The 19,761-nt window shown below is 39.7% G+C and carries 17 protein-coding genes and 1 pseudogene; 14 read left to right on the top strand and 4 right to left on the bottom strand.

All coding sequences use genetic code 11. The annotated features are described in order from the left end of the window. Positions 1 to 197: 197 nt before the first annotated feature. The gene (locus IGI38_RS18555) at positions 198 to 1,076 is read right to left on the bottom strand and encodes a MurR/RpiR family transcriptional regulator (protein WP_438733294.1); all 879 of its coding nucleotides are present in this window, start codon (positions 1,074 to 1,076) and stop codon (positions 198 to 200) included. Between the two features lie 270 nt (positions 1,077 to 1,346). Here IGI38_RS18555 and IGI38_RS18550 point away from each other — a divergent pair. The 12 genes and pseudogenes from IGI38_RS18550 to IGI38_RS18495 all read left to right on the top strand — a co-directional run. Further along, positions 1,347 to 2,984 (top strand): annotated as a pseudogene (locus tag IGI38_RS18550) (PTS transporter subunit IIBC); the annotation flags it as partial. A 26-nt stretch (positions 2,985 to 3,010) separates the two neighbouring features. Beyond that, positions 3,011 to 4,096 (top strand): zinc-binding dehydrogenase, encoded by a 1,086-nt coding sequence (locus tag IGI38_RS18545; protein WP_438733292.1) that lies wholly within the window; start codon positions 3,011 to 3,013, stop codon positions 4,094 to 4,096. Between the two features lie 16 nt (positions 4,097 to 4,112). Then, positions 4,113 to 5,156 carry an NAD(P)-dependent alcohol dehydrogenase gene (locus tag IGI38_RS18540; RefSeq protein WP_438733290.1) on the top strand — a complete coding sequence of 348 codons (1,044 nt, stop codon included), beginning with the start codon at positions 4,113 to 4,115 and terminating at the stop codon, positions 5,154 to 5,156. Between the two features lie 18 nt (positions 5,157 to 5,174). Continuing rightward, on the top strand, positions 5,175 to 6,134 hold the full coding sequence (locus tag IGI38_RS18535) for a carbohydrate kinase family protein (RefSeq protein ID WP_438733288.1): 960 nt from the start codon (positions 5,175 to 5,177) through the stop codon (positions 6,132 to 6,134). A 46-nt stretch (positions 6,135 to 6,180) separates the two neighbouring features. Next, the gene (locus IGI38_RS18530; RefSeq protein ID WP_438733286.1) at positions 6,181 to 7,041 is read left to right on the top strand and encodes a ketose-bisphosphate aldolase; all 861 of its coding nucleotides are present in this window, start codon (positions 6,181 to 6,183) and stop codon (positions 7,039 to 7,041) included. Positions 7,042 to 7,059: 18 nt separating this feature from the next. Continuing rightward, positions 7,060 to 7,470: an RbsD/FucU domain-containing protein gene (locus IGI38_RS18525; protein WP_438733284.1), complete on the top strand. Its 411-nt coding sequence runs from the start codon at positions 7,060 to 7,062 to the stop codon at positions 7,468 to 7,470. A gap of 45 nt (positions 7,471 to 7,515) precedes the next feature. Further along, positions 7,516 to 7,989, top strand: coding sequence for a PTS sugar transporter subunit IIA (locus tag IGI38_RS18520; RefSeq protein ID WP_438733282.1), 474 nt, complete (start codon positions 7,516 to 7,518; stop codon positions 7,987 to 7,989). Positions 7,990 to 8,120: 131 nt separating this feature from the next. Further along, a complete protein-coding gene (locus tag IGI38_RS18515) occupies positions 8,121 to 9,026 on the top strand; it encodes a MurR/RpiR family transcriptional regulator (RefSeq protein ID WP_438733280.1) in 906 nt (301 codons plus the stop codon). Between the two features lie 247 nt (positions 9,027 to 9,273). Further along, positions 9,274 to 10,434, top strand: coding sequence for a zinc-dependent alcohol dehydrogenase (locus tag IGI38_RS18510; protein ID WP_438733279.1), 1,161 nt, complete (start codon positions 9,274 to 9,276; stop codon positions 10,432 to 10,434). Between the two features lie 13 nt (positions 10,435 to 10,447). Next, positions 10,448 to 12,340 carry a beta-glucoside-specific PTS transporter subunit IIABC gene (locus IGI38_RS18505; protein WP_438733277.1) on the top strand — a complete coding sequence of 631 codons (1,893 nt, stop codon included), beginning with the start codon at positions 10,448 to 10,450 and terminating at the stop codon, positions 12,338 to 12,340. 27 nt (positions 12,341 to 12,367) lie between these two features. Continuing rightward, entirely contained in the window at positions 12,368 to 12,802 is a 435-nt protein-coding gene (locus IGI38_RS18500; RefSeq protein WP_438733275.1) for a hypothetical protein, read from the top strand. A gap of 4 nt (positions 12,803 to 12,806) precedes the next feature. After that, positions 12,807 to 13,844, top strand: coding sequence for an alcohol dehydrogenase catalytic domain-containing protein (locus tag IGI38_RS18495; protein ID WP_438733273.1), 1,038 nt, complete (start codon positions 12,807 to 12,809; stop codon positions 13,842 to 13,844). Between the two features lie 153 nt (positions 13,845 to 13,997). On the opposite strand, the gene xerS is transcribed toward IGI38_RS18495, so the two are convergent. Then, positions 13,998 to 15,107, bottom strand: a complete 1,110-nt coding sequence (gene xerS / locus IGI38_RS18490) for a tyrosine recombinase XerS (RefSeq protein ID WP_438733271.1) — start codon at positions 15,105 to 15,107, stop codon at positions 13,998 to 14,000. A gap of 224 nt (positions 15,108 to 15,331) precedes the next feature. Between xerS and IGI38_RS18485 the strand changes: the two genes are divergently transcribed. Beyond that, on the top strand, positions 15,332 to 16,387 hold the full coding sequence (locus tag IGI38_RS18485; protein WP_438733269.1) for a bifunctional transcriptional activator/DNA repair enzyme AdaA: 1,056 nt from the start codon (positions 15,332 to 15,334) through the stop codon (positions 16,385 to 16,387). A gap of 197 nt (positions 16,388 to 16,584) precedes the next feature. Then, complete coding sequence (locus IGI38_RS18480; protein ID WP_438733268.1) at positions 16,585 to 18,771, top strand: hypothetical protein; 2,187 nt, start codon at positions 16,585 to 16,587, stop codon at positions 18,769 to 18,771. A 102-nt stretch (positions 18,772 to 18,873) separates the two neighbouring features. Here the strand turns inward: IGI38_RS18480 and IGI38_RS18475 are convergent, their stop codons facing one another. Further along, entirely contained in the window at positions 18,874 to 19,200 is a 327-nt protein-coding gene (locus IGI38_RS18475; protein WP_438733266.1) for a hypothetical protein, read from the bottom strand. A 12-nt stretch (positions 19,201 to 19,212) separates the two neighbouring features. Beyond that, on the bottom strand, positions 19,213 to 19,611 hold the full coding sequence (locus tag IGI38_RS18470) for a helix-turn-helix domain-containing protein (RefSeq protein WP_438733264.1): 399 nt from the start codon (positions 19,609 to 19,611) through the stop codon (positions 19,213 to 19,215). Positions 19,612 to 19,761 lie beyond the last annotated feature (150 nt).

The following is a 19,761-nucleotide window of genomic DNA, read 5'->3' as shown; positions in this document are numbered from 1 at the left end:
TCATCAGGATTGTTTTTTCATTTTTAAGAAGATAAACTCCAAAAATTGAAACTCGATTTCAACTTATGGAGTTTATCTTGATTGAAAATTGATATGACGCTACAGAAAGCGAAAACAAGCTATTTAAAGCACTTACATTTTGCTATCCTTTAGTTGTAATTAAGAATACAGCATGAATGATCGATCATCAAAAAAAGTCACTCTTTAATTACTTTTGAGTTTGAGTAGCGATGCTTTTCCGTTCGTTTCGCATTCTCAATTTTTATCGCTAAATTTTTATCATAGTCAATCGAGAAAAGACCAGAATATAAAATATCCAGAATAAAGCTAAATGATTCATTGGATGTATAAGAATCGATTTTGGAATAAAGCTTTTCTCTCGTTGTACATTCGATTTTGTAGGTCGCATAGTTAGCCAATGTGTTGTCGCCAATACTCGAAATGACGATCATGGGAACCCTGTTCTTTTTTAAGATTTCAGCGATTTCAACAACAATATCACTTTCGCCAGTATAAGAAATGAGGATCGCACAATCTTTGCTAGTTAAGTTGATGGCTTCGTTTGCTTGTTCCTGTTGCAGCGTATTGATTCTGACACTTTTTCCAATCCGAGCCATTTTTAGTTTGAATTCTTCAGCAAATAGCAGAGGCGTACTTACCGCAAAGATTTGTGTAATCGCGGATTTGTCGATCAAATGAATACATTGATGCAAAATCTGATAATCAAGCAATGCTAAGGTATCATCGACACTCTCCTTAATTAATGATCCAACCTTATTGGCAATCGTCATAAAACTCTCGTGAGAGTTGAAAGGTATGTTGGGATCAATGGATGAAAAATGGGAGTCTATATAATTTATTTCTTGAACATATGCTTCTTTAAAAGCACTCCAGCCAGAAAAGCCGAGCTTTTGAGAAAGTCTAACCGCTGTAGCTTGAGAGGTGAAAGTCAGTTTCGCAATTTCTTTGGTGGACAGATCTTGAACCTTCTCTCGCTGGTCAATGACAAAATCTGCAACCGCTTTTTCTGTCGGGGAGAAAAGTTCATCCTTTTCCAATTGTTCATGTAGTAACATTATGGGCCTCCTATCTCATAGTAAAGTACTTATTTTTTAAAATTTGAATAATCGTCACATGTATCATCTAGCAAGACACACTCATATTTAGCTGAAGGGAGTGTTTAGCACTCATTGCTAAATGAGCGGCTAAGAGTTGGACAGACATCATTAAAAATTTTTTTGGTAACTAACAGGATGTTTACTTACTTATTATAACTGCTCCATGAATGAATACAAGATGAAAAAGATTTAAAAAATTACGCAGAAAAGGTGAATACGATGCAAAAAATGAAAAGTTTGATCAATTTCGAATTCCTGCAAAAATTCGGAAAAGCGCTGATGGTAGTTGTCGCGGTAATGCCGGCAGCAGGGTTAGCGATTAGTTTAGGGACAGTTATTACGATGGTTGGCGGTGATATTCCCGTTCTAAATACGTTCGGTGAAATGATCGGCGGGATCGGCTGGGGGATCATTGGAAATCTACATGTTCTTTTCTCTGTAGCAATCGGCGGGACCTGGGCCAAAGAACGAGCTGGAGGCGCTTTTGCGGGTCTAACGGCATTTGTTCTGATCAATCGCTTAACGGGTGTTATTTTCGGTGTAACATCCGAAATGCTGAATACTCAAGGTGCTACTACTCATACGTTATTTGGAACAAAAATAGCGGTAGAAGGATTCTTTACAAGCGTTTTGGATGCTCCAGCATTGAATATGGGGGTATTCGTCGGAATCATCGCTGGGTTCTTAGGCGCGATCGTCTATAACAAATACTATAACTTTAGAAAATTGCCGCCTGCCTTGGCTTTCTTCAACGGGAAAAGATTTGTTCCGCTTGTTGTCATTTTCTGGTCGATCGTCGCATCATTAGTGATTGCGGTCATCTGGCCATTGATCCAAACCGGATTAAACCACTTTGGTGTCTGGCTGCTTACTTCCGGCGACGATGCTCCCTTCATCGCACCGTTCATCTATGGTGTTTTAGAACGGTTGCTCTTGCCATTTGGTCTTCATCATATGATTACCGTTCCCGTAAACTATTCAGCAGTCGGCGGGGCATATACGATCCTGACCGGGACAAACGCTGGAACTCAAGTTTTTGGACAAGATCCGGTTTGGTTAGCGTGGGCAAGTGATCTAGGCAATCTTAAAGCAGCCGGAGGCAGTGCTTATGGTGATCTGCTAAATAGTATGGTACCGGCTAGATTCAAATATGCGCAAATGGTCGGCTGTTCTGCAACTTTGATGGGGCTGACACTTGCAATGTATCGAAACGTTGATGCAGATAAACGGAAAAAATATCAATCTCTATTCATTGCTGCTGCCGCAACAGCTTTCTTAACTGGGGTGACTGAGCCATTAGAATTCATGTTTGTTTTTGTAGCACCAGTGCTTTACGTAGTTTATGCCATTATTCAGGGATTTGCCTTTGGGATGGTTGATTTCTTTCATCTAAGAATCACAGCGTTTGGCTTCATTGAGACTATTGCTCGAACACCGCTGATGGTCAAAGCTGGGCTGACAGGAGACATTATCAATTTCTTGATTCAATGTGTGATTTTCTTTGTCGGTACTTATTTCATCTCAAACTTTATGATCAAGCGTTTTAGATTGGCAACACCGGGACGTCTAGGAAATTATATCGATGATTTAGATAGTCCGGCTGATGCGAAAGCCAGTCAGGAGATCATTTCCGAGGATGCTCAAGTCAAGGGAATTATCAGTCTTTTAGGCGGTTCAGGCAATATTGAAGAAGTAGATGCTTGCATGACTCGTCTTAGAGTTACCGTTAAGAATATTTCATTAGTTGGCGGGGAAGCCGATTGGAAGTCATTAGGTGCTGTGGGCTTAGTGATCAAAGATAATGGCGTTCAGGCGATTTATGGACCAAAAGCCGATGTACTGAAATCAGATTTAATCGACGCATTAGGCATGTAAAGTAAACGGAGGAATAAATGATGAAAGCATTAGCAAAATTTGGACCTGAAAAAGAGCCAGGCGGGTATCGACTAGTCGATGTTCCAGAGCCCTCATGCGGGCCACGGGATGTCGTTATTGAAGTCAAAGCTGCCGCAATCTGTGGCGCTGACATGCCTAATTTCGGCATCGAGAACCAGGCCAAAGAATTGAATCACATTCGCGGTCATGAGTTTTCAGGAATCATTTCTGAAGTCGGTGAAGAGGTCGTTGATTGGAAGATCGGTCAACGAGTTGTTTCTGATAATACCGGGTATGTATGCGGGAAATGCCCATCCTGTGAGGCAGGCGATTTTCTAACTTGTAAAGAAAAAATCAATATCGGATTTGAAAATAATCCATGGGGTGGCGGGTTCACAAAATACTGTTTGATTCCTGGTGAATTACTGGCGGTTCATAGGCACGCGATCTGGGAACTACCTGAAAAGGTGAGCTATGAAGAAGCCTGCTTATTAGATCCGATATGTAATGGCTATAAAGCGATCGCTCAAAGAACGAAATTTTTGCCGGGCCAGGATGTTGTTGTAATCGGTGCAGGTCCGATTGGATTATTCTGCGTCCAAATCGCAAAAATCATGGGGGCTTCAAACATTATCGTTGTAGGTCTTGAACGAGATAAGGATGTCCGTTTTGATATTGCTCTTAAGGTCGGAGCGACACATGTTGTGAATGGCTCTAAAGAAGAGGTCGTTACTCGCTGCCAAGAAATCTGCGGAAAAGATAATTTAGGTTTAGTAATGGAATGCTCTGGATCGGGTTCAGGTTTGCAACAAGCAATCGAGATGGTTCGTTCAAACGGTGAAATCGTTCGAATGGGAAATGGCTACAAACCGCTTGATTTCCAGATCAACGCGATCACTTCATGGGCGATCAGCATTATTGGCCATATGGCGTATGATTCAACCACTTGGCGGAATGCGATCCGCTTGCTGGAATTCAAGAAACTGGATATCGATTCAATGATTACACATCGCTTAGGGCTGTCTGAATGGGAAAAAGGGTTCCAATTGATGGCAGACAAAGAAGCGGTAAAAGTTGTTTTCACTTATGACTTTGATGAATAAAGAGAGGTAGTTAAAAATGACAAAAAAAGATCGCGCGGCATTTGTATTAGGTCAAGAAGAAATGGAAGTACGGGAGACCACCAATGATCGCCCTGAAAAAGGATATGTAACGATAGATATTGCTTATTGCGGAGTTTGCGGTTCAGATGTGCATTTTTATAAGGATGGCGAGGACGGATTTAGAGATGTTTATCCCTACATTTTAGGACACGAAGCGGCAGGTGTTGTTTCTGAAATTGGTGAAGGGGTCACTGATCTGAACGTAGGCGACCGAGTGGCGATCGAGCCGGGAATTACTTGCGGAAAATGTGAACAATGTAAGGGCGGAAAATACAATCTATGCCCCCATGTTAAATTCCTATCGGCACCACGCTATTTAGGTGCAATGCGGGAAAAAGTGAATCATCCGGCAGAGCTTTGTTTTAAGCTTCCAGACAATGTTTCCTTATTAAGCGGAGCTTTGATCGAGCCTCTAGCGGTCGGAATCCATGGTGCTCGGCAAGCAGAGGCGGGGCCGGGTAAAACAGCCGTGATCCTAGGTTCAGGCTGCATCGGTTTAGTTACTTTATTAGCTGCTAAATTATATAGTGTTGACCGCACGATTGTGGTAGATATTCATGATCTTCGTTTAGAAAAGGCCAAAGAGCTTGGTGCTGATCATGTCATCAATTCAACCGAAGAAGATGTGATCGAACGCGTGCTGGAATTGACGAATGGAGAAGGTGCTGAAATCGTCTTTGAAACTGCCGGCAGTCCCATAACGACTTCCTTGACTGGAAAGTTAGCCAAACGAGGCGGGACGATTACATTGATTGGAAATACCGTTCAGGATACGGTCTACAACTTTTTAGAAATCATGAATAAAGAAATTACAATCAAATCTGTCTTTAGATATCGCAATATTTATCCGATCGCAATCGGCGCATTGGCCAGTGGTCAAGTTAATATTGAACAAATCGTCTCAAGTATTTTTGATTTGAAAGATGCGAAAAAAGCATTTGATACCGCTCTTTATGAAAAAGAAACCAATGTCAAAGTGGTCGTCAAAATCGCGGAGTAAACGTAAAGGAGAATGACGATGAATAGTGAAATCCTTTGCTTAGGGATGTCGGTCGTAGATCTTTTAATCAGCGGCATCTCAAAAGAACAGTCTGAAACTAAAGATATTATCGCTGAATCCATGAACTTAGCGACTGGCGGGGACGCCTTGAATCAAGCAGTCGTCCTCTCCAAAATGAACCGATCGGTCGGACTGATTACCTCTGTAGGAAATGATTATTTTGGTGGATTTTTGACCGATTTCATTTCAAACAAAACACCAATAAATGAGTCGCAAATCGTGCATGGTGATTACGCTACCTCGATGTCTGTAGTATTGATCGAGGAAAATGGCGACCGCCGCTTTATCAAAACATTAACTGGTAGTGTGGATGAATTTTCGATAACTGAGATTGATCGGACCATTTTTTCTACTAAAACGAGCATTCTTTCCATTGGCAGCCTCGGCGGCAGTAAGAAAATGGTCGGTGAAGAGTTGGTCGATTTTCTGAAACAAGTGAAATCATTTGGTATAAAAGTTGTTGCTGACATGGTGGATAATCTCGGCGAAGCAACTTATGAACTGTTGGCTCCAGCCTTACCATATATCGATTATTTTGTTCCTAGTGAAGACGAAGTCCGGTTGCTGCTTGATGAAGATGACATGGTTGCCAGTGCTCGGAAATTGCTAGAACTAGGTGCAGCAAATGTTGTGATCAAATTGGGGGCTGAAGGGGTACTTTGTAAAAATCAAACGATTGAAAAGCAATTTTTACCCGCGAAAGTTTCCGTTGCGGACACTACTGGTGCAGGCGACAATTTTGTTGCAGGATTTAATTTTGGTCTGCTTCAACATTTGGATTTAGAAAAGGCAGCGAAATTCGGCATGGCCACATCAGCAGTTTCTATTCAAAGCGTTGGCGCGATCAGCGAAACCTATGATATTCAATACATTCGTCAGTTGGCAAAGCAAATAGAAGAAACTGAATTAGACCAATAAATATAAGGTAATGAATAGTGCACACGATAGAAGAGGAGAATGACAAATGTTAATCAACATGAAAGATTTACTAGCAGTAGCGAGAGAAAATAAGTTTGCGGTACCAGCTTTCAATATCTGCAACTATGATATGGCGAAGGTAATTATTGAGGCAGCGGAAGAAACGGATTCCCCAGTTATCTTGGAGGTACATCCGATTGAACTAGAATATGTTGGAAATTCATTCATTGAGGCATTGAAGGATTTGGCATTGTGTTCAAAAGTACCCGTAGTCATCCATTTAGATCATGGCGGTTCAGTAGAAGACGTTATGAAAGCTATTAGAAACGGCTACACTTCGGTGATGATTGATGCCTCGCATGAGTCATTTGAGGACAATATGACGATTACGAAAGAAGTTGTTGCATTAGCACATTCAGTTGGTGTGTCTGTAGAAGCGGAAATCGGTACAATTGGAGACAATGGCAGTGCAGAGGGCGGTTCATCTGAAATTATCTACACTGATCCGGACTTAGCGAAACAGTTTGTATCTGAGACAGGGATCGATACATTAGCGATTGCAATCGGTACTGCTCATGGCTTATATCCAAAAGACTTCGTGCCAAAGCTGAATATTGAACTGCTGCAGATATTGTATTCACAGCTTGATATCCCGTTTGTTTTACATGGTGGTTCAGGAAATCCTGATACGGAGGTATCGGAATCGGTGAAGTATGGCGTCGCCAAAGTCAATATCTCCAGCGACATCAAGAGTGTCTTTTTCAAAGCGACTAAAGAAGTGTTGGAAAAGGATACAAGCTTATTAGAGCCCCATCAAGTTTTTGTTGAACCAAAAAAAGCGGTCAAAGAGGTCGTCTTGCACAAAATGAGTATTTTGAATTGTCTTGGTCAAGCAAAAAATTATTAAGAGTTAGGAGAGAAGTCGATGCTTACAGGGAATCTATTAAATCCTGATTTATTATTTGAAGTAGCTAAATGTGGTCACGGAGATAAAATTTTGATCACGGACGGCAACTATCCGATGTATGAAAACGTCAATGAGCATTCACGGGTAATCAATTTGGCTTTAAGCGAAAACATCCCGAATGTCACAGATATTTTGAAGTCCTTAAAAAGTGTCGTTAATTTTGAAAAATATGAATTGATGGCTCCGCAAGACAGCAGTTCTCCAAAAATTTTCGAAGATTTTACAGACCTGCTGATCGATGTTCCTGCAGAAAAGCTGGATCGCTATGCCTTTTATGATGCCGCTATGGCAAAAAATGTCCGGCTAGTGGTCGGCAGTGCCGAAACAAGAACATTTGCGAATATTTTATTGACTGTAGGTGTCCGCTAGCTTTGTTCCTGTTGTTTACTTCGTTTAAAAGGAGGCAATCGAAGAATGTTCAGTTTTTTTAAAAAGAAAACGATTGATATCTCAACACCGATTGAAGGCTTAGTAATTCCATTAAGTGAAATAAAGGATCCCGTTTTCTCTGGTGAAATGATGGGGAAAGGCTTTGGGGTCGAGCCCAGCAAGAATGAGATACTCTCTCCAGTAGATGGAAAAGTTACTGCTATTTTCCCAACAAAACACGCGATCATGCTTGAAACTGAGAAAGGAATCAATGTGCTGATCCATATCGGCATCGATACCGTTGAGCTTGAAGGTAAAGGTTTTTCTATCATGGTCAAAAAGGATGAGAAGGTAGCTGCTGGCGAATTATTAGCGATAGTAGATTTTGATTATCTAGCATACAAAGGAAAAGAGAACGTCGTCATTTGTGTTTTCCCCGAATTTACTGGTGAATTAAACGTGAATTATCAAAAGGTGGGAAAATCAGAGATTTTTGCTCAACTTAGTTTATCGAAATAAGTGAATGGACAGCAATCACTGTTGGATTGCTGTTTTTTCGCGAAGTTTCAAAAATAGATTGCCATGACGTTTTTATCCTGATAATCTGAGGGGATTAAAACTGATTTTATAACAGATAGGAGGATTCTTTCATGCTGGTAAAAGAAAAAATAGAAAATTGTCCCGATTTAACATCTTCTGAAAAAATTGTCGCTGAATTCATTCTTAGTCTAGGCTTAGAGGTGAATGATTTATCAACAGCCGAAATAGCCAAAAATACTTTTACGTCTCCAGCAACAGCGGTGAGATTAGCTAAAAAAATAGGCTTCTCCGGTTGGAATGATTTGAAGGAAAGTCTTTTCTCGGAAACAAAATATCTGGACTCGCATTTTTCTGAAGTGGATGCCAATATTCCCTTTAAAGCAAATGATAGCTTTATGACCATTGCTAATAAGATCGGCGCTCTTGAAATCGAGACGATCCACGATACGATTGCGTTGCTGGATTATAAGGTCCTTCACGAAGCCGCCCATTTATTGAACAAGGCACAAGCGATCTATATTTTCGGAACAAGCGTCTCATTAATGCTGGCTGAACAATTCAAATATAAAATGATCCGCTTTGGAAGAAAAGTCACTGTCTCGTTGATCCATTCTGAGCAGACATATGAAACAGAACAAGTTGGAGCAGACGATTGTGCAATCATCTTAAGCTACTCAGGTGAGGATAAATTTCTTAGAGAAATTGTTACTCATTTGAAAGAAAAAAACGTAACGATTATCAGCGTGACCAATATTGGCTCTAATACTATTGCAAAAACAGCAAACGTGAATTTGTATTGTTCAACCCGGGAAAAGTTGAATCATAAAATCGGCGCATATTCTTCGGTAGGATCGATGGATTTCATTTTGGATGTGTTGTATTCCTGCATCTTCTCGATTGATTACAATAAAAACTTGAATAAGCGGCTGGAATTTGCAAAGAAATATGAAATTCACCGAACATCCGATACAAAGCAGTTGATTGATGAAGCAAATGACAGTGATAATCAAAAATAGTTTTTCAACGAACGTCTAACGCCATTTCGTTAGACGTTTTTCTTTGAAACAGGAAATCAGATTATCTCTATCTAATGTCCGCTAATTGAGAAATGCTATTTCAATCATTCTGAGTTTAGTTAATAATCGGATGTTTCCTTGTTACTATTTGTCTAGAGGAGCAGACGCTTCACGATAGCTATCAAATTTTTTTCAAGCCTGTTGAAAGCGCAATCAGCAGAAACTTTATGCGAAAGGATGTTAACGAATGACAAAGGCAAAACAAGCTGTTTTTAAAGGTCCCTATGACTTAGAAGTTCAGGAAAGAGAACTGCCGGATATTCAAACTGACGGACTGCTAATCAAAATCGAGGCCGCTTCAATTTGCGGTTCGGATGGTCATGGGATCAAAGGAACGCCAGAAACACCTACAGCAATAGGACATGAATTATGCGGAGAAATCGTTAAACTTGGAAAAGATGCCAATCGAAAGATCCATGTATTTGGCGGAGAATTGGAACTAGGGGATCGAATCGCAATTTATCCATGGATTACCTGCGGTTATTGTGGAGGATGCATGCGTCACGGTGACGGTGTCTGTATGATTTGCGACAATGGATTTTGTTACGGCGGCTCAGAAACCATCGGTAAGAGCGAGATTGAGGCCGGAGTTGATATTTATCCCCATTTCAAGGGCGGTTTTGCCGAATATCTATACATTTTCCCTGGTACTTATGTCTGGAAAATCCCTACCGATATGCCCAGTGAAATTGCGTCATTGCTCGATCCTTTAGCCGTGGCAGTTCGTGCAGTCGAAATGGCTCAAACGGAAGCTGGAGTCTTAAATGAAAGTCTCAATACAAGTACACAAGCAGTTGTCACTGGAGCAGGTCCGATTGCAGCATTAACTGCGTTGGTCCTAAAAATGATGGGGTGTGAAAGAGTCATATTAACAGGAACCAGTGATGCTAAATTGCAGATCGCCCAAGCTATTTCTAATGCGGACGATTTGATCAATATCAAAGGACTGTCTGAAGCAGAACGGATTCAAAAAGTTATCGATATGACAGACGGGGGAGCTAATTTAGTTATTCAGTGTGCCAATAATGTTGCCGCCTCTGTGGAAGCATTGCAAATGACACGCAAACTAGGAACATATGTCGAGATTGGTGTACCGTTTGGTTGGGGCGAGGTAAAAGAATTAGATCTGCCGCAATTAGTCTTTTCTAAAAATGTAAAAATTACAGGTCTAGTAGCGAACCATCCACAGGCCTTTGATAAAGCATTTCATATTTTAAAGCGTCATAAAGAACTGAATTTGGATAAAATATTTACTCATAAGTTCGATTCTTTAGAAGATTTGCTGCCTACGATCAAAAAGATGAGTGACGATGACTACATGAAGGGTGTCTTGATTTTAGCTAAATAAAGGGGGAACCAAATTGGATTCAAAAAAAATGGCAAAAGAACTAGTTGAACATGTTGGTGGGCCAGGTAATATTCTTGACGTTTATAATTGCGCGACTCGCTTGCGTTTTACTTTAGAAGACAAAACACTACCAGATCGAAAATATGTTGAAAACATGGATGGTGTCCTAGCAATCGTTGAAGGTGGCGGAATGTTTCAAGTCGTTATAGGAAACAATGTTGGTGAAGTCTGTGAAGAAGTTCAAGCATTGTTAGGATTGACTGGTAATGAAGCTGGCGCTGCGGTCAACGACGGTCAAAATATCGTTCAGAAATTCGTAACAATGATTTCAGCAATTTTTGGTCCTTTGGTACATTTATTAGCTGCATCAGGGATGATCATGGGGATTCTTTCGATCTTTACCACCTATAACTTGATTGATACTGATGGTGGAACTTATTTGATTTTAAATACCATTGCTAACAATTTCTTCTACTTCTTACCCGTCTTTGTAGCCTATACCGCCGCGAAAAAATTCAGAGTCAATCCATTATTGGCAATGGCGATCGCGACTTGTTTGATTATGCCGGATTTTGTAACCGCTTATGATTCAGGAATCAATTATTCATTCGCAGGTATTCCTTTAGTAATGGCAAAATATACAGGGCAGGTAATTCCAATCATCATTTCTATCTATGTACTCTCTTATATTGAGAAGTTCTTTAGAAGAAGATTACATGACAACATTCGCAATATCATGACGCCGTTCTTTTGTTTACTGATCGTGATCCCATTGACCATGCTAGTACTAGGACCAATCTGTGTTCTTTTAGCAACACAATTGGCGAACGGTTATAAATTTATCTATGATCTAAATCCAATTATTGCCGGAACTTTGATTGGTGGCTTCTGGTCAGTATTAGTAATGTTTGGGGTTCATTGGGGATTCACACCCATTCAATTAAACAACATTTTGGTGACTGGCAGAGATACGATTAGCGGGAGCATCGGACCTGCAACTGCTGCCCAAACAGGTGCCGTTTTAGGCGTATTATTGAGAACAAAAAATAAAAAGATGAAACAAGTTGCGATGCCAGCATTTATTTCCGGTGTTTTCGGAATCACTGAACCGGCAATTTACGGGGTCAATGTCCCGTTGAAGCGTCCATTTACAATTGCTTGTATGACAGGTGCTGTTTTCGGCGGTGTTGCTGCAGCTTTTGGTGCATCTGGGATGACGATTGCGCTGCAAGGATTTATTACCTTCCCCACATTTTTTGGTGCTGGATTTGCAGGATATGTCATTGCTTATTTAGGCTCATTTCTAACTTCTTGTGCGGTAACTTTCGCCATTGGCGTGAAAGAGGATACGATTCAGGAAGAACTTAAAAATGTAGAAGGCAGTGAAGCCATCGTTGAAAAAAACAAAGAAGTCGTTGTAATCGATTCATCAAACGAAGAAGTAATTTTAGAACGAGAAAATTTAAAAAGTGTTGCCAAAGGAAAGAAAATTCCTTTGTGTGATGTAACTGATGAAGTATTTTCTAAAGAATCATTAGGAAAGGGCTGCGCGATAATCCCTGAGGATGGAAAAGTGTATTCACCAGTTTCAGGAAAAATCAACATGGTCTTTCCAACCAAACACGCGATTGGGATTTTATCTGATAAAAATGCAGAGATTTTGATCCATGTAGGCCTGGACACAGTCGAACTAAAGGGAAAGCACTTCACCTTGCATGTACGTAATGGGGATTCCGTTAAAGAAGGGCAGCTGCTATTGGAGTTTGATAAAGAAGCACTTGAAGAAGCAGGCTACCAAACTACGATTCCTGTAATTATTACAAATACGAATGAATATCAAAATGTTAGCGAAGAGGGGCCCGACAAAGTGGATGTCAACGATAAGATTTTGTCATTGACGGTCTAAGTAAGTTAAAGAAAGAATGTGATAGAAATGAATATTCTATTTCTAGCTGATAACCTGCTTTCAAGCGAAGAAATTTTAACTGTAGCAAAATTATATCCATTCGATGATTCTAAAAACGTTCATGTATCTATCTTAAATAGCAACGATTCTATTTTATTCAATAGAGAGGTTCAAGAAGCCGATATCATCGTCACAAATAGAACAAGAGTTACCGAAACTTTGATAAAGCAAGCCTCAAATTTACTATTGATCTGTTGTTTAGGAAATGCACATCAATATGTTGATATGACTACTGCTGAAAAATCAGGTATTTTGATCGTCGATGCACAAAAAGATCATTCTCAAATGACCTCAAAATTAGCGAGCTTACAAGTAATTCTTTCTGAAGTGACACGGTTTATCGAAGGAAAACCATTGAATCATTTAGTACGATCTATGTATTTAAGAACAAATGAGGGGTGAAAAAATGAAAGCATTATATTATACCGAAGCCGGACGCAAAAATGGTTCGGTGACCGACATACCTTATCCAACTTGCGAAGAGAAACAAGTAATCGTTAAAGTGGAATCCTGCGGAATTTGCATCGGCGTTGAAGAAGGGCATGATACGACAGGAACAGCTCTATCTGTTTATCCAGTGGTACCAGGACATGAATTTGCAGGCTTCGTTCATGAAATAGGGGCTGGCGTTAAAGCGGTCAGTGTCGGTGACCGAGTGACAGTAGATAATACTCTGCCATGTGGCGAATGTTACTATTGCAAAAAAAATAAGCCTCTCCACTGCAGAAACTTTGGCTCGTTAGGCCACAATGTAAATGGCGGCATGGCGGAATATGTTTTAGTCTCTGAAGACAAAGTTTATAAAATTCCCGATCACCTATCCTTTAACGAGGCGGCAATGGCGGAACCAGTTGGCTGTTGTATCCATGCGATGGATCAGTTGAATATCAAATATGGAGATGAGATTGTTGTTTTAGGTGCTGGGCCGCAGGGCATGATTTTAGCGCAATTAGCTAAACATTCCAATGCTTCCAAGGTGATAGTGATAGGCTCAACTCAAGAAAAACTAGATGTCTTAGAAAATTTAGGCATCGACACAATTTTGATGGATCGCAATGATTATTCGAAACATGAGAAGGAGCTTTTTAGTAAGATGCCGCACGGAGCGGATTGTTTGATTGATGCCACAGGTGCACAGGAGCTTGTCTATGAATCAGCAAAATTAATGAAGATGGGCGGCAAGATTCTAGGTTATGGTTATTATCATGGCGGTGCCGACTTAGCTTTTCCTTTCTCAACTTTTTGGGATAAAGAATGTACGTATCTATCAACCTTAAGTCAAACAGGAGATTTCGACCGTGCAGTTGATGCGATTGCAACAGGAAAAGTAAACACCAAAATTTTACTAACAGAAGAATATGATCTGGATCACTATTTCGATGCGTTGGATCGAAACATGACTGATCGTAGTGTAATTAAATTGATCATTCATCCCAATATATAAAAAATAAAACAAAAAACAGCTATGAAATAAGTATCATTTGAACCGAATTCGAAAAGTTAATTTCCTAGTCTAACTTTATGGATTCCTTCAAATTTCTTAGCTGTTTTTTGCTATCTAACTATCGTTTTTCTAAAATTTATTGCCAATCATACATCACGTCCACAAATCATTCATCGCATCCCGTTTTTTCTTTCCAGCGATATGAGTATAGACAGTGGTAGCGGAAGTTCCAGATTGTCCGAGCTGTTCAGCGACTTGAACTAAGGAATTGGTTTTACTATATAACTGAGTCGCTACTGAGTGCCGTAGTTTGTGAGGCGAAATTCTGATTTTAAAGGCCTCTGAATATTTTCCTACCATCGCTTCGACGGCTCCGCTGGCGATACGTTTAGCTTTGCCACGATAACGAGTTAAAAAAAGTGCTGTTTCATTTTCATCCGGCTGATACAGCAAAGTCCGTTGTGCTAGATAGACAGTCAAGTATTCGATAGCAATTGGAGAGATGACGACCATATCCCATTTTCCACCTTTTCGATAGACCCGCGCTTCGCCTGTATTCAGATCGAGATCCTGCAAATTCATATTCACCAATTCGGACAAACGCATACCTGTTCCAAGAAAGAGTCCAATAATCGCAAGATCTCGCACTTGATTTTTCTTAAATGCCGTAATTGCTTGTCGTGTTTTTAAAGTATCTATATAGCGATTCTCAACAAAATCCAAAAAATCCAATGCTTCCTCATCTAAGAAAAGTTTCTTTTCAATCGCAGCTCCGCGTTCAGCCATCGTTTTATTATCCTTGACATTTGCGACTTTTCCCATCATATTGTGTTCAAGATAAGGTTTGCCGGTAGTACGATCGATCGCTTCACTCAAATAACTGAAGAGAGAACGCAAGGCAGTGACTCCCCGTTGAACGGTCGCATTTTGCCGCAATGGAAGCGCGTGTTCACTTTCCTCCAAGCGTTTCTTGGTAGATTCTTTTAAAATTTTCGGCGCTTTTACAAGATGAGCTTTATAAAATTCCAGATCTTCTGGCCAAAGTGCTGCAAATTCTGCTAAAGTAATTTCTGATAGTTTGTCTGCGGAAGAAAAGCTTTCCTGGATAAGCCAAGTCAAAAATCGCCGATATTCCTTGGCATACTCATATAAGGTGATAGAAGAATACTGATCACCGCTCTTTTTACGAAAATAATTCTGAACGAACCAAGGGAAAAATTGGATTTCTTCCTCCATTCGTCGATTGGCTTCTTGTTGATTCATCTGCGCCAACTCCTTTATAGCTAAAAGTATATGACAGAGAATCATTATTGTCAAACTGTAGTTATTTTATACATAAAATTTATCCTTGAATTAGAACATGTGTATTAATACGAGTTATTTAATAAATATAAAAAAAGAAAATAGTTGTTCATTTTTCGAAAGATATTTTTTTGAACTGAGTTTATACTTTAAGAATAAAGTTGTGGTAAGGGGAGGCAGTAGTGATGATTACTTCAAAGAAAAAAAAGGAAGAATATTATCATGCGTTAAAGGAAAAAGATCGAAATTATGATGGCATATTTTTTGCTGGCATCAAAACGACAGGAATTTTTTGTCATCCAACTTGTCGTGCCAGAAAACCTAAATTTGAAAACTGTGAATTTTATCCAACAGCAGAAGAAGCGTTACTGGCAGGTTATCGTCCATGTAAAATCTGTCAGCCTTTGTCATTTCCGCAAGCAATTCCTGAAGAGGTACAGCTGTTAGTCAATGCAGTAGAAGAACATCCAGAAAAACGTTGGAAAGAATCCGATTTTTCAGCCATCGGATTAAAGTCCGCGACAGCACGCAGAAAATTCAAAGATGTTTACAATATGACCTTTGTTCAATATGCACGTGCGCGTCGAATGGGGTTAGCCTTTAAAGAAATCAGTCGTGGAGGCAAAGTAATTGATCAGCAGCTTGAAGCAGGTTATGAATCGTCCAGCGGATTCAACGATGCTTTTACAAAAATCATGGGGAATCCAGCCAAAAAAGTCGATGCACGAACATTGAATGCTTCGTTCATTTCAACACCAATCGGCCGAATGCTTTGTTTGAGTGATTATAACTATTTGTATTTGTTGGAATTTGAAGACCGTCGTGGTTTGGAACGAGAGATCGAGCAGCTACGGGAAAAATACAACTTCCGGATCATCTACGGTCAAACAGTAATCAATCAGCAGGTTGAGGAGCAATTAGACGAATACTTCAAAGGCACGCGAACAGAATTCTCATTACCATTGTTTTATGATGGTTCGCCTTTCCAAAAAGAAGTTTGGAAGATATTAGAAACGATTCCTAGTGGAGAAACTCTAAGTTATCGAGATATCGCGCTTCGTTTAGGAGATAAAAATAAAGTTCGTGCGGTAGGCCGAGCAAATGGATCGAATAAAATGGCCATTGTTGTTCCATGTCATCGTGTAATTGGAAGTGATGGCAACTTGACAGGCTACGCTGGCGGTTTGGAACGAAAACAATACTTGCTAGAACTGGAAAAAAAAACGATTGAACGATTGTAAAATAAAGCATTTGAACATAGTAATAAATTGGAAAAAGCTCTCGTTGAGTATCAAATTTTCAACGAGAGCTTTTTGGCATCTTAGAGACATACTGGCCGCTGGTAAAACCTCTCCCCAAGTCAATTGGATTAAGTTTTATTTAAGTCTTACTGATTAAATTAGTGTAAGAGCGATCAATTAGTCGAGGAGGAGAAATGATGAACAATAAAATTGTTCTGATAGGGTTAACTATTCTTACGGGTGTATTTTTATTAAGTGGATGCGAAAGTACAGATACAACTAGTGAAAAGAAAGAGAATACAGAAGAGATAAAGACAAACAAAACTGTGATAAAGGATGTGGGAAGTAAAAAGAAGATCGAACAATCTTTGAATTTGAAAAACAATCAAGAACAAGAATGGTCTTATTCACAAGATAAGGATGCTTGGACATTGTCAGTTGTTACAGCTGTTGCAAATCCGGAAATTGAAGATCAACAAGGCGTTTCCGTTTGTGTTCCTGGTGCCTATGTTATTGGTATTGATACAAATAGTGACGGTAAATCTGACATTACCACGGATAACTACTCGGATGTTGTTAAAGGAGCTTTGATAATCAATTATGAAAGTAAAATTACCAGTACTAATGGTCAGGTGTATACTGCGGATGCTGCTCCAGTAATTTTAAACACTGGGGCAGCAGGCTATGGTTCGTCCAATAATTCAACTGCTTCAACCTCTTATGCGAGTGAAGGTTACATAAATGTATCTTGCGGTAATCGAGGTAAACAGGATACTGCTACAAACGATGCAGGCGAAGAGTACTACACTGGAGATGCACCTTTATGCTTAGTGGATCAGAAAAATGCTGCACGCTATGTAAAATATAATATTTTATTAGGTAATCTACCTGGCAATGCTGATTATTTTGTTTCCACTGGCGGTTCTGGTGGTGGGGCTCATGCGGCTATGTTTGCGGCAACTTCTAATAATTCTGATTATTACGATTATGAGATTGAGGCTGGTGCAGTTGGTGTCTATGAAAACACTGATGGAAGTTTTTCTACTTCTGTTACGATTAACGGAAAAGACCAAGAACTATCCGATGGTGCTTGGGGATGTATCGCCTACAGTGCAATCACTTCGTTATACGAAGCGGATACAGCGATGGCTTTTGAATATTATATGGATACTAATTATGAGTTCAGTACATCTTTTCAGAGTCAACTCGCAGAACATCTATCAAAAAGCTATATGGACTATATCAATAAACAGGAGCTTACTGTTTCAGAGAGCGCAGTTGGATTCGACTTAAATGGCGACGGCGATAAAAAGGATACCATCCCATTAACGATAAAATATGACTTAGAAAAGTATCCAGAAACAAATGGCTATTATGGTACTTATCTAGATCTATATCTTGCAGAATTTACAGAAAATCTCCAATGGTATTTAGATAATCTTGATTATGCAGAAGATTGGACATGGTTTAATGAAGAGGGAACAGCTTTAAGTGATGAAGAGGTAGCATCAATGAACTCTGAGGATCGTGCATCGGCATTCATTGAAGGACGCTATACGAAAGGTACCTCCTCAGAGAACGGACCAGAAGGGATGGGTGATGGCCCACCGAACGGCGTAATGGGTAACGGAGAAGGACCACCGAGTATGGATGGTGCTGACGGTGAAGTTGGAACACCTGATGCAGGAACATCGCAATCTGTTTCTGGAGGTGTAGATTCCACTGAGTATGAGACATATGCAGAAATGTTGGAAGGCTATAAATCTGACATCACAGAAATTGAGAAAGGGGACAAATATGGCAACAACATCGTTGATTTGTACAATCCGTTGAATTATATTGACGCAAAAGACACTGAAGATCCGACATGGACGAAAATTATTATGGGGGCTTCCGAAGGCGATATGTCTATGTTTGCTTCTTTAAATTTACAAATTGCTTGGCTGAACGCAGGAGTAGATGCCACAATTGAGTGGCAGTGGGATGGCGGTCATGTACCATCTGAAATACTTGGTGATTCCTTTAGCTTATCGATTGATCAGATGTATGGTGAATACGTGGATGGAGCTGCAACAATCAAAAAAGAGAAAGCAGAGCCTCAAACAAAAAATGGTACTGAAACCACTGCATCTGGAACAGATATAAGTAGCTGGATCAACTATAGCAATACAAATGAAGTTTCCTTTTCTCTGGCTGATATTGCTGGTTATCGAACTGCCAAAGCAAGTAAAGCTATTCCTGGGTTCGATGTAATCGATTATGGGCAAGAGGACTATGTGTTTGGTAGTTCTACTAAGGACGCACGTCATTGGAATCGAACCTTATTAGATATCTTAGCTGAAAATAGTGAACAGCTTTCGTCTTTATTCAATCAAACTGAATAACGCTAGGTATCAATTACGTTTTTTTCAAAGAATAAAACCTGTTGCACTTAATAGAACATAACAGAAGCAGAGCTGGTGATATAATCAGCTCTGCTTTTTAAATCAGCTGAAACGAAAAACAACGATAACAAACAATAGAAAGAGGAAGAACATTACTGCCAATAAACAATAAATTTTTCGTTTAAGCGTGAGAAACTGAGTAGTCTCAGCAGAGTTCATTCGACTGATTGTCCTTCGACGTGTGAAAAGATAGAGGAACAGACCACCGCCGTTTTGACCCCCAGAAGCCACGATCGACCAGAATTTGGGATTCTTGATTCCACGGCTTTTAGCATCCATCATCACAAGAGAAAAAATATAATACCACATACATCCAGCTGCTAGCAGCAGTAGTCCCATCAAAAGAAATATTATTATTGTCTCACTCATAAAAATCAGCTCCTAAATTTTTTTTATGATCAAGTAAAAAAGCGAAAGGCTATTGGCACCGATCAAAGCAAAAATAATAAATAAGAACAGCTCACTCATTGTTTGGTTGAGCAGCAATACAATCATCAATAAAACATTGAGCAAAAGCATCCCAATAAAAATTTTTAGAAAATGATTCACGACAGTATTTTCCTGTAAATGCTTGACCATTTCTTGATCTCCTTTCAGCAATTCGTCTAATGACAAATCATAGATTTCTGATAAACGAATAATCCGTTCGATGTCCGGGTAACTTCTGCCATTTTCCCAATTAGACATTGTTTGACGAGTGATGCCCAATTCTTCGGCAACATAACCCTGTTTCAACTGTAATTCATTTCTTCGTTCCTTTAAACGCTCTCCAACATCCATTAAAAATACCTCAAATCATTTTTTGTCTTTCCTATAGCATAAATCAAATGAAGAGCAGTCGCGAGAAAAATCAGGTAAAAAAGCTTTTACATCAAGATATTAAAAGGATTTATCAGCATATGGTACTGGATAATTAAGTATATCCGTATT

Source organism: Enterococcus sp. AZ128, assembly GCF_051714485.1.
Lineage (GTDB): Bacteria > Bacillota > Bacilli > Lactobacillales > Enterococcaceae > Enterococcus_A.
This window is presented reverse-complemented; position numbering and strand designations above follow the sequence as displayed.

Excerpts from the sequence above, each read along its gene's own strand:
- IGI38_RS18555 (WP_438733294.1), bottom strand. The coding sequence starts at position 1,076 with ATGTTACTACATGAACAATTGGAAAAGGATGAACTTTTCTCCCCGACA.
- IGI38_RS18545 (WP_438733292.1), top strand. The coding sequence starts at position 3,011 with ATGATGAAAGCATTAGCAAAATTTGGACCTGAAAAAGAGCCAGGCGGG.
- IGI38_RS18540 (WP_438733290.1), top strand. The coding sequence starts at position 4,113 with ATGACAAAAAAAGATCGCGCGGCATTTGTATTAGGTCAAGAAGAAATG.
- IGI38_RS18535 (WP_438733288.1), top strand. The coding sequence starts at position 5,175 with ATGAATAGTGAAATCCTTTGCTTAGGGATGTCGGTCGTAGATCTTTTA.
- IGI38_RS18530 (WP_438733286.1), top strand. The coding sequence starts at position 6,181 with ATGTTAATCAACATGAAAGATTTACTAGCAGTAGCGAGAGAAAATAAG.
- IGI38_RS18525 (WP_438733284.1), top strand. The coding sequence starts at position 7,060 with ATGCTTACAGGGAATCTATTAAATCCTGATTTATTATTTGAAGTAGCT.
- IGI38_RS18520 (WP_438733282.1), top strand. The coding sequence starts at position 7,516 with ATGTTCAGTTTTTTTAAAAAGAAAACGATTGATATCTCAACACCGATT.
- IGI38_RS18515 (WP_438733280.1), top strand. The coding sequence starts at position 8,121 with ATGCTGGTAAAAGAAAAAATAGAAAATTGTCCCGATTTAACATCTTCT.
- IGI38_RS18510 (WP_438733279.1), top strand. The coding sequence starts at position 9,274 with ATGACAAAGGCAAAACAAGCTGTTTTTAAAGGTCCCTATGACTTAGAA.
- IGI38_RS18500 (WP_438733275.1), top strand. The coding sequence starts at position 12,368 with ATGAATATTCTATTTCTAGCTGATAACCTGCTTTCAAGCGAAGAAATT.
- IGI38_RS18495 (WP_438733273.1), top strand. The coding sequence starts at position 12,807 with ATGAAAGCATTATATTATACCGAAGCCGGACGCAAAAATGGTTCGGTG.
- xerS (WP_438733271.1), bottom strand. The coding sequence starts at position 15,107 with ATGAATCAACAAGAAGCCAATCGACGAATGGAGGAAGAAATCCAATTT.
- IGI38_RS18485 (WP_438733269.1), top strand. The coding sequence starts at position 15,332 with ATGATTACTTCAAAGAAAAAAAAGGAAGAATATTATCATGCGTTAAAG.
- IGI38_RS18480 (WP_438733268.1), top strand. The coding sequence starts at position 16,585 with ATGAACAATAAAATTGTTCTGATAGGGTTAACTATTCTTACGGGTGTA.
- IGI38_RS18475 (WP_438733266.1), bottom strand. The coding sequence starts at position 19,200 with ATGAGTGAGACAATAATAATATTTCTTTTGATGGGACTACTGCTGCTA.
- IGI38_RS18470 (WP_438733264.1), bottom strand. The coding sequence starts at position 19,611 with ATGGATGTTGGAGAGCGTTTAAAGGAACGAAGAAATGAATTACAGTTG.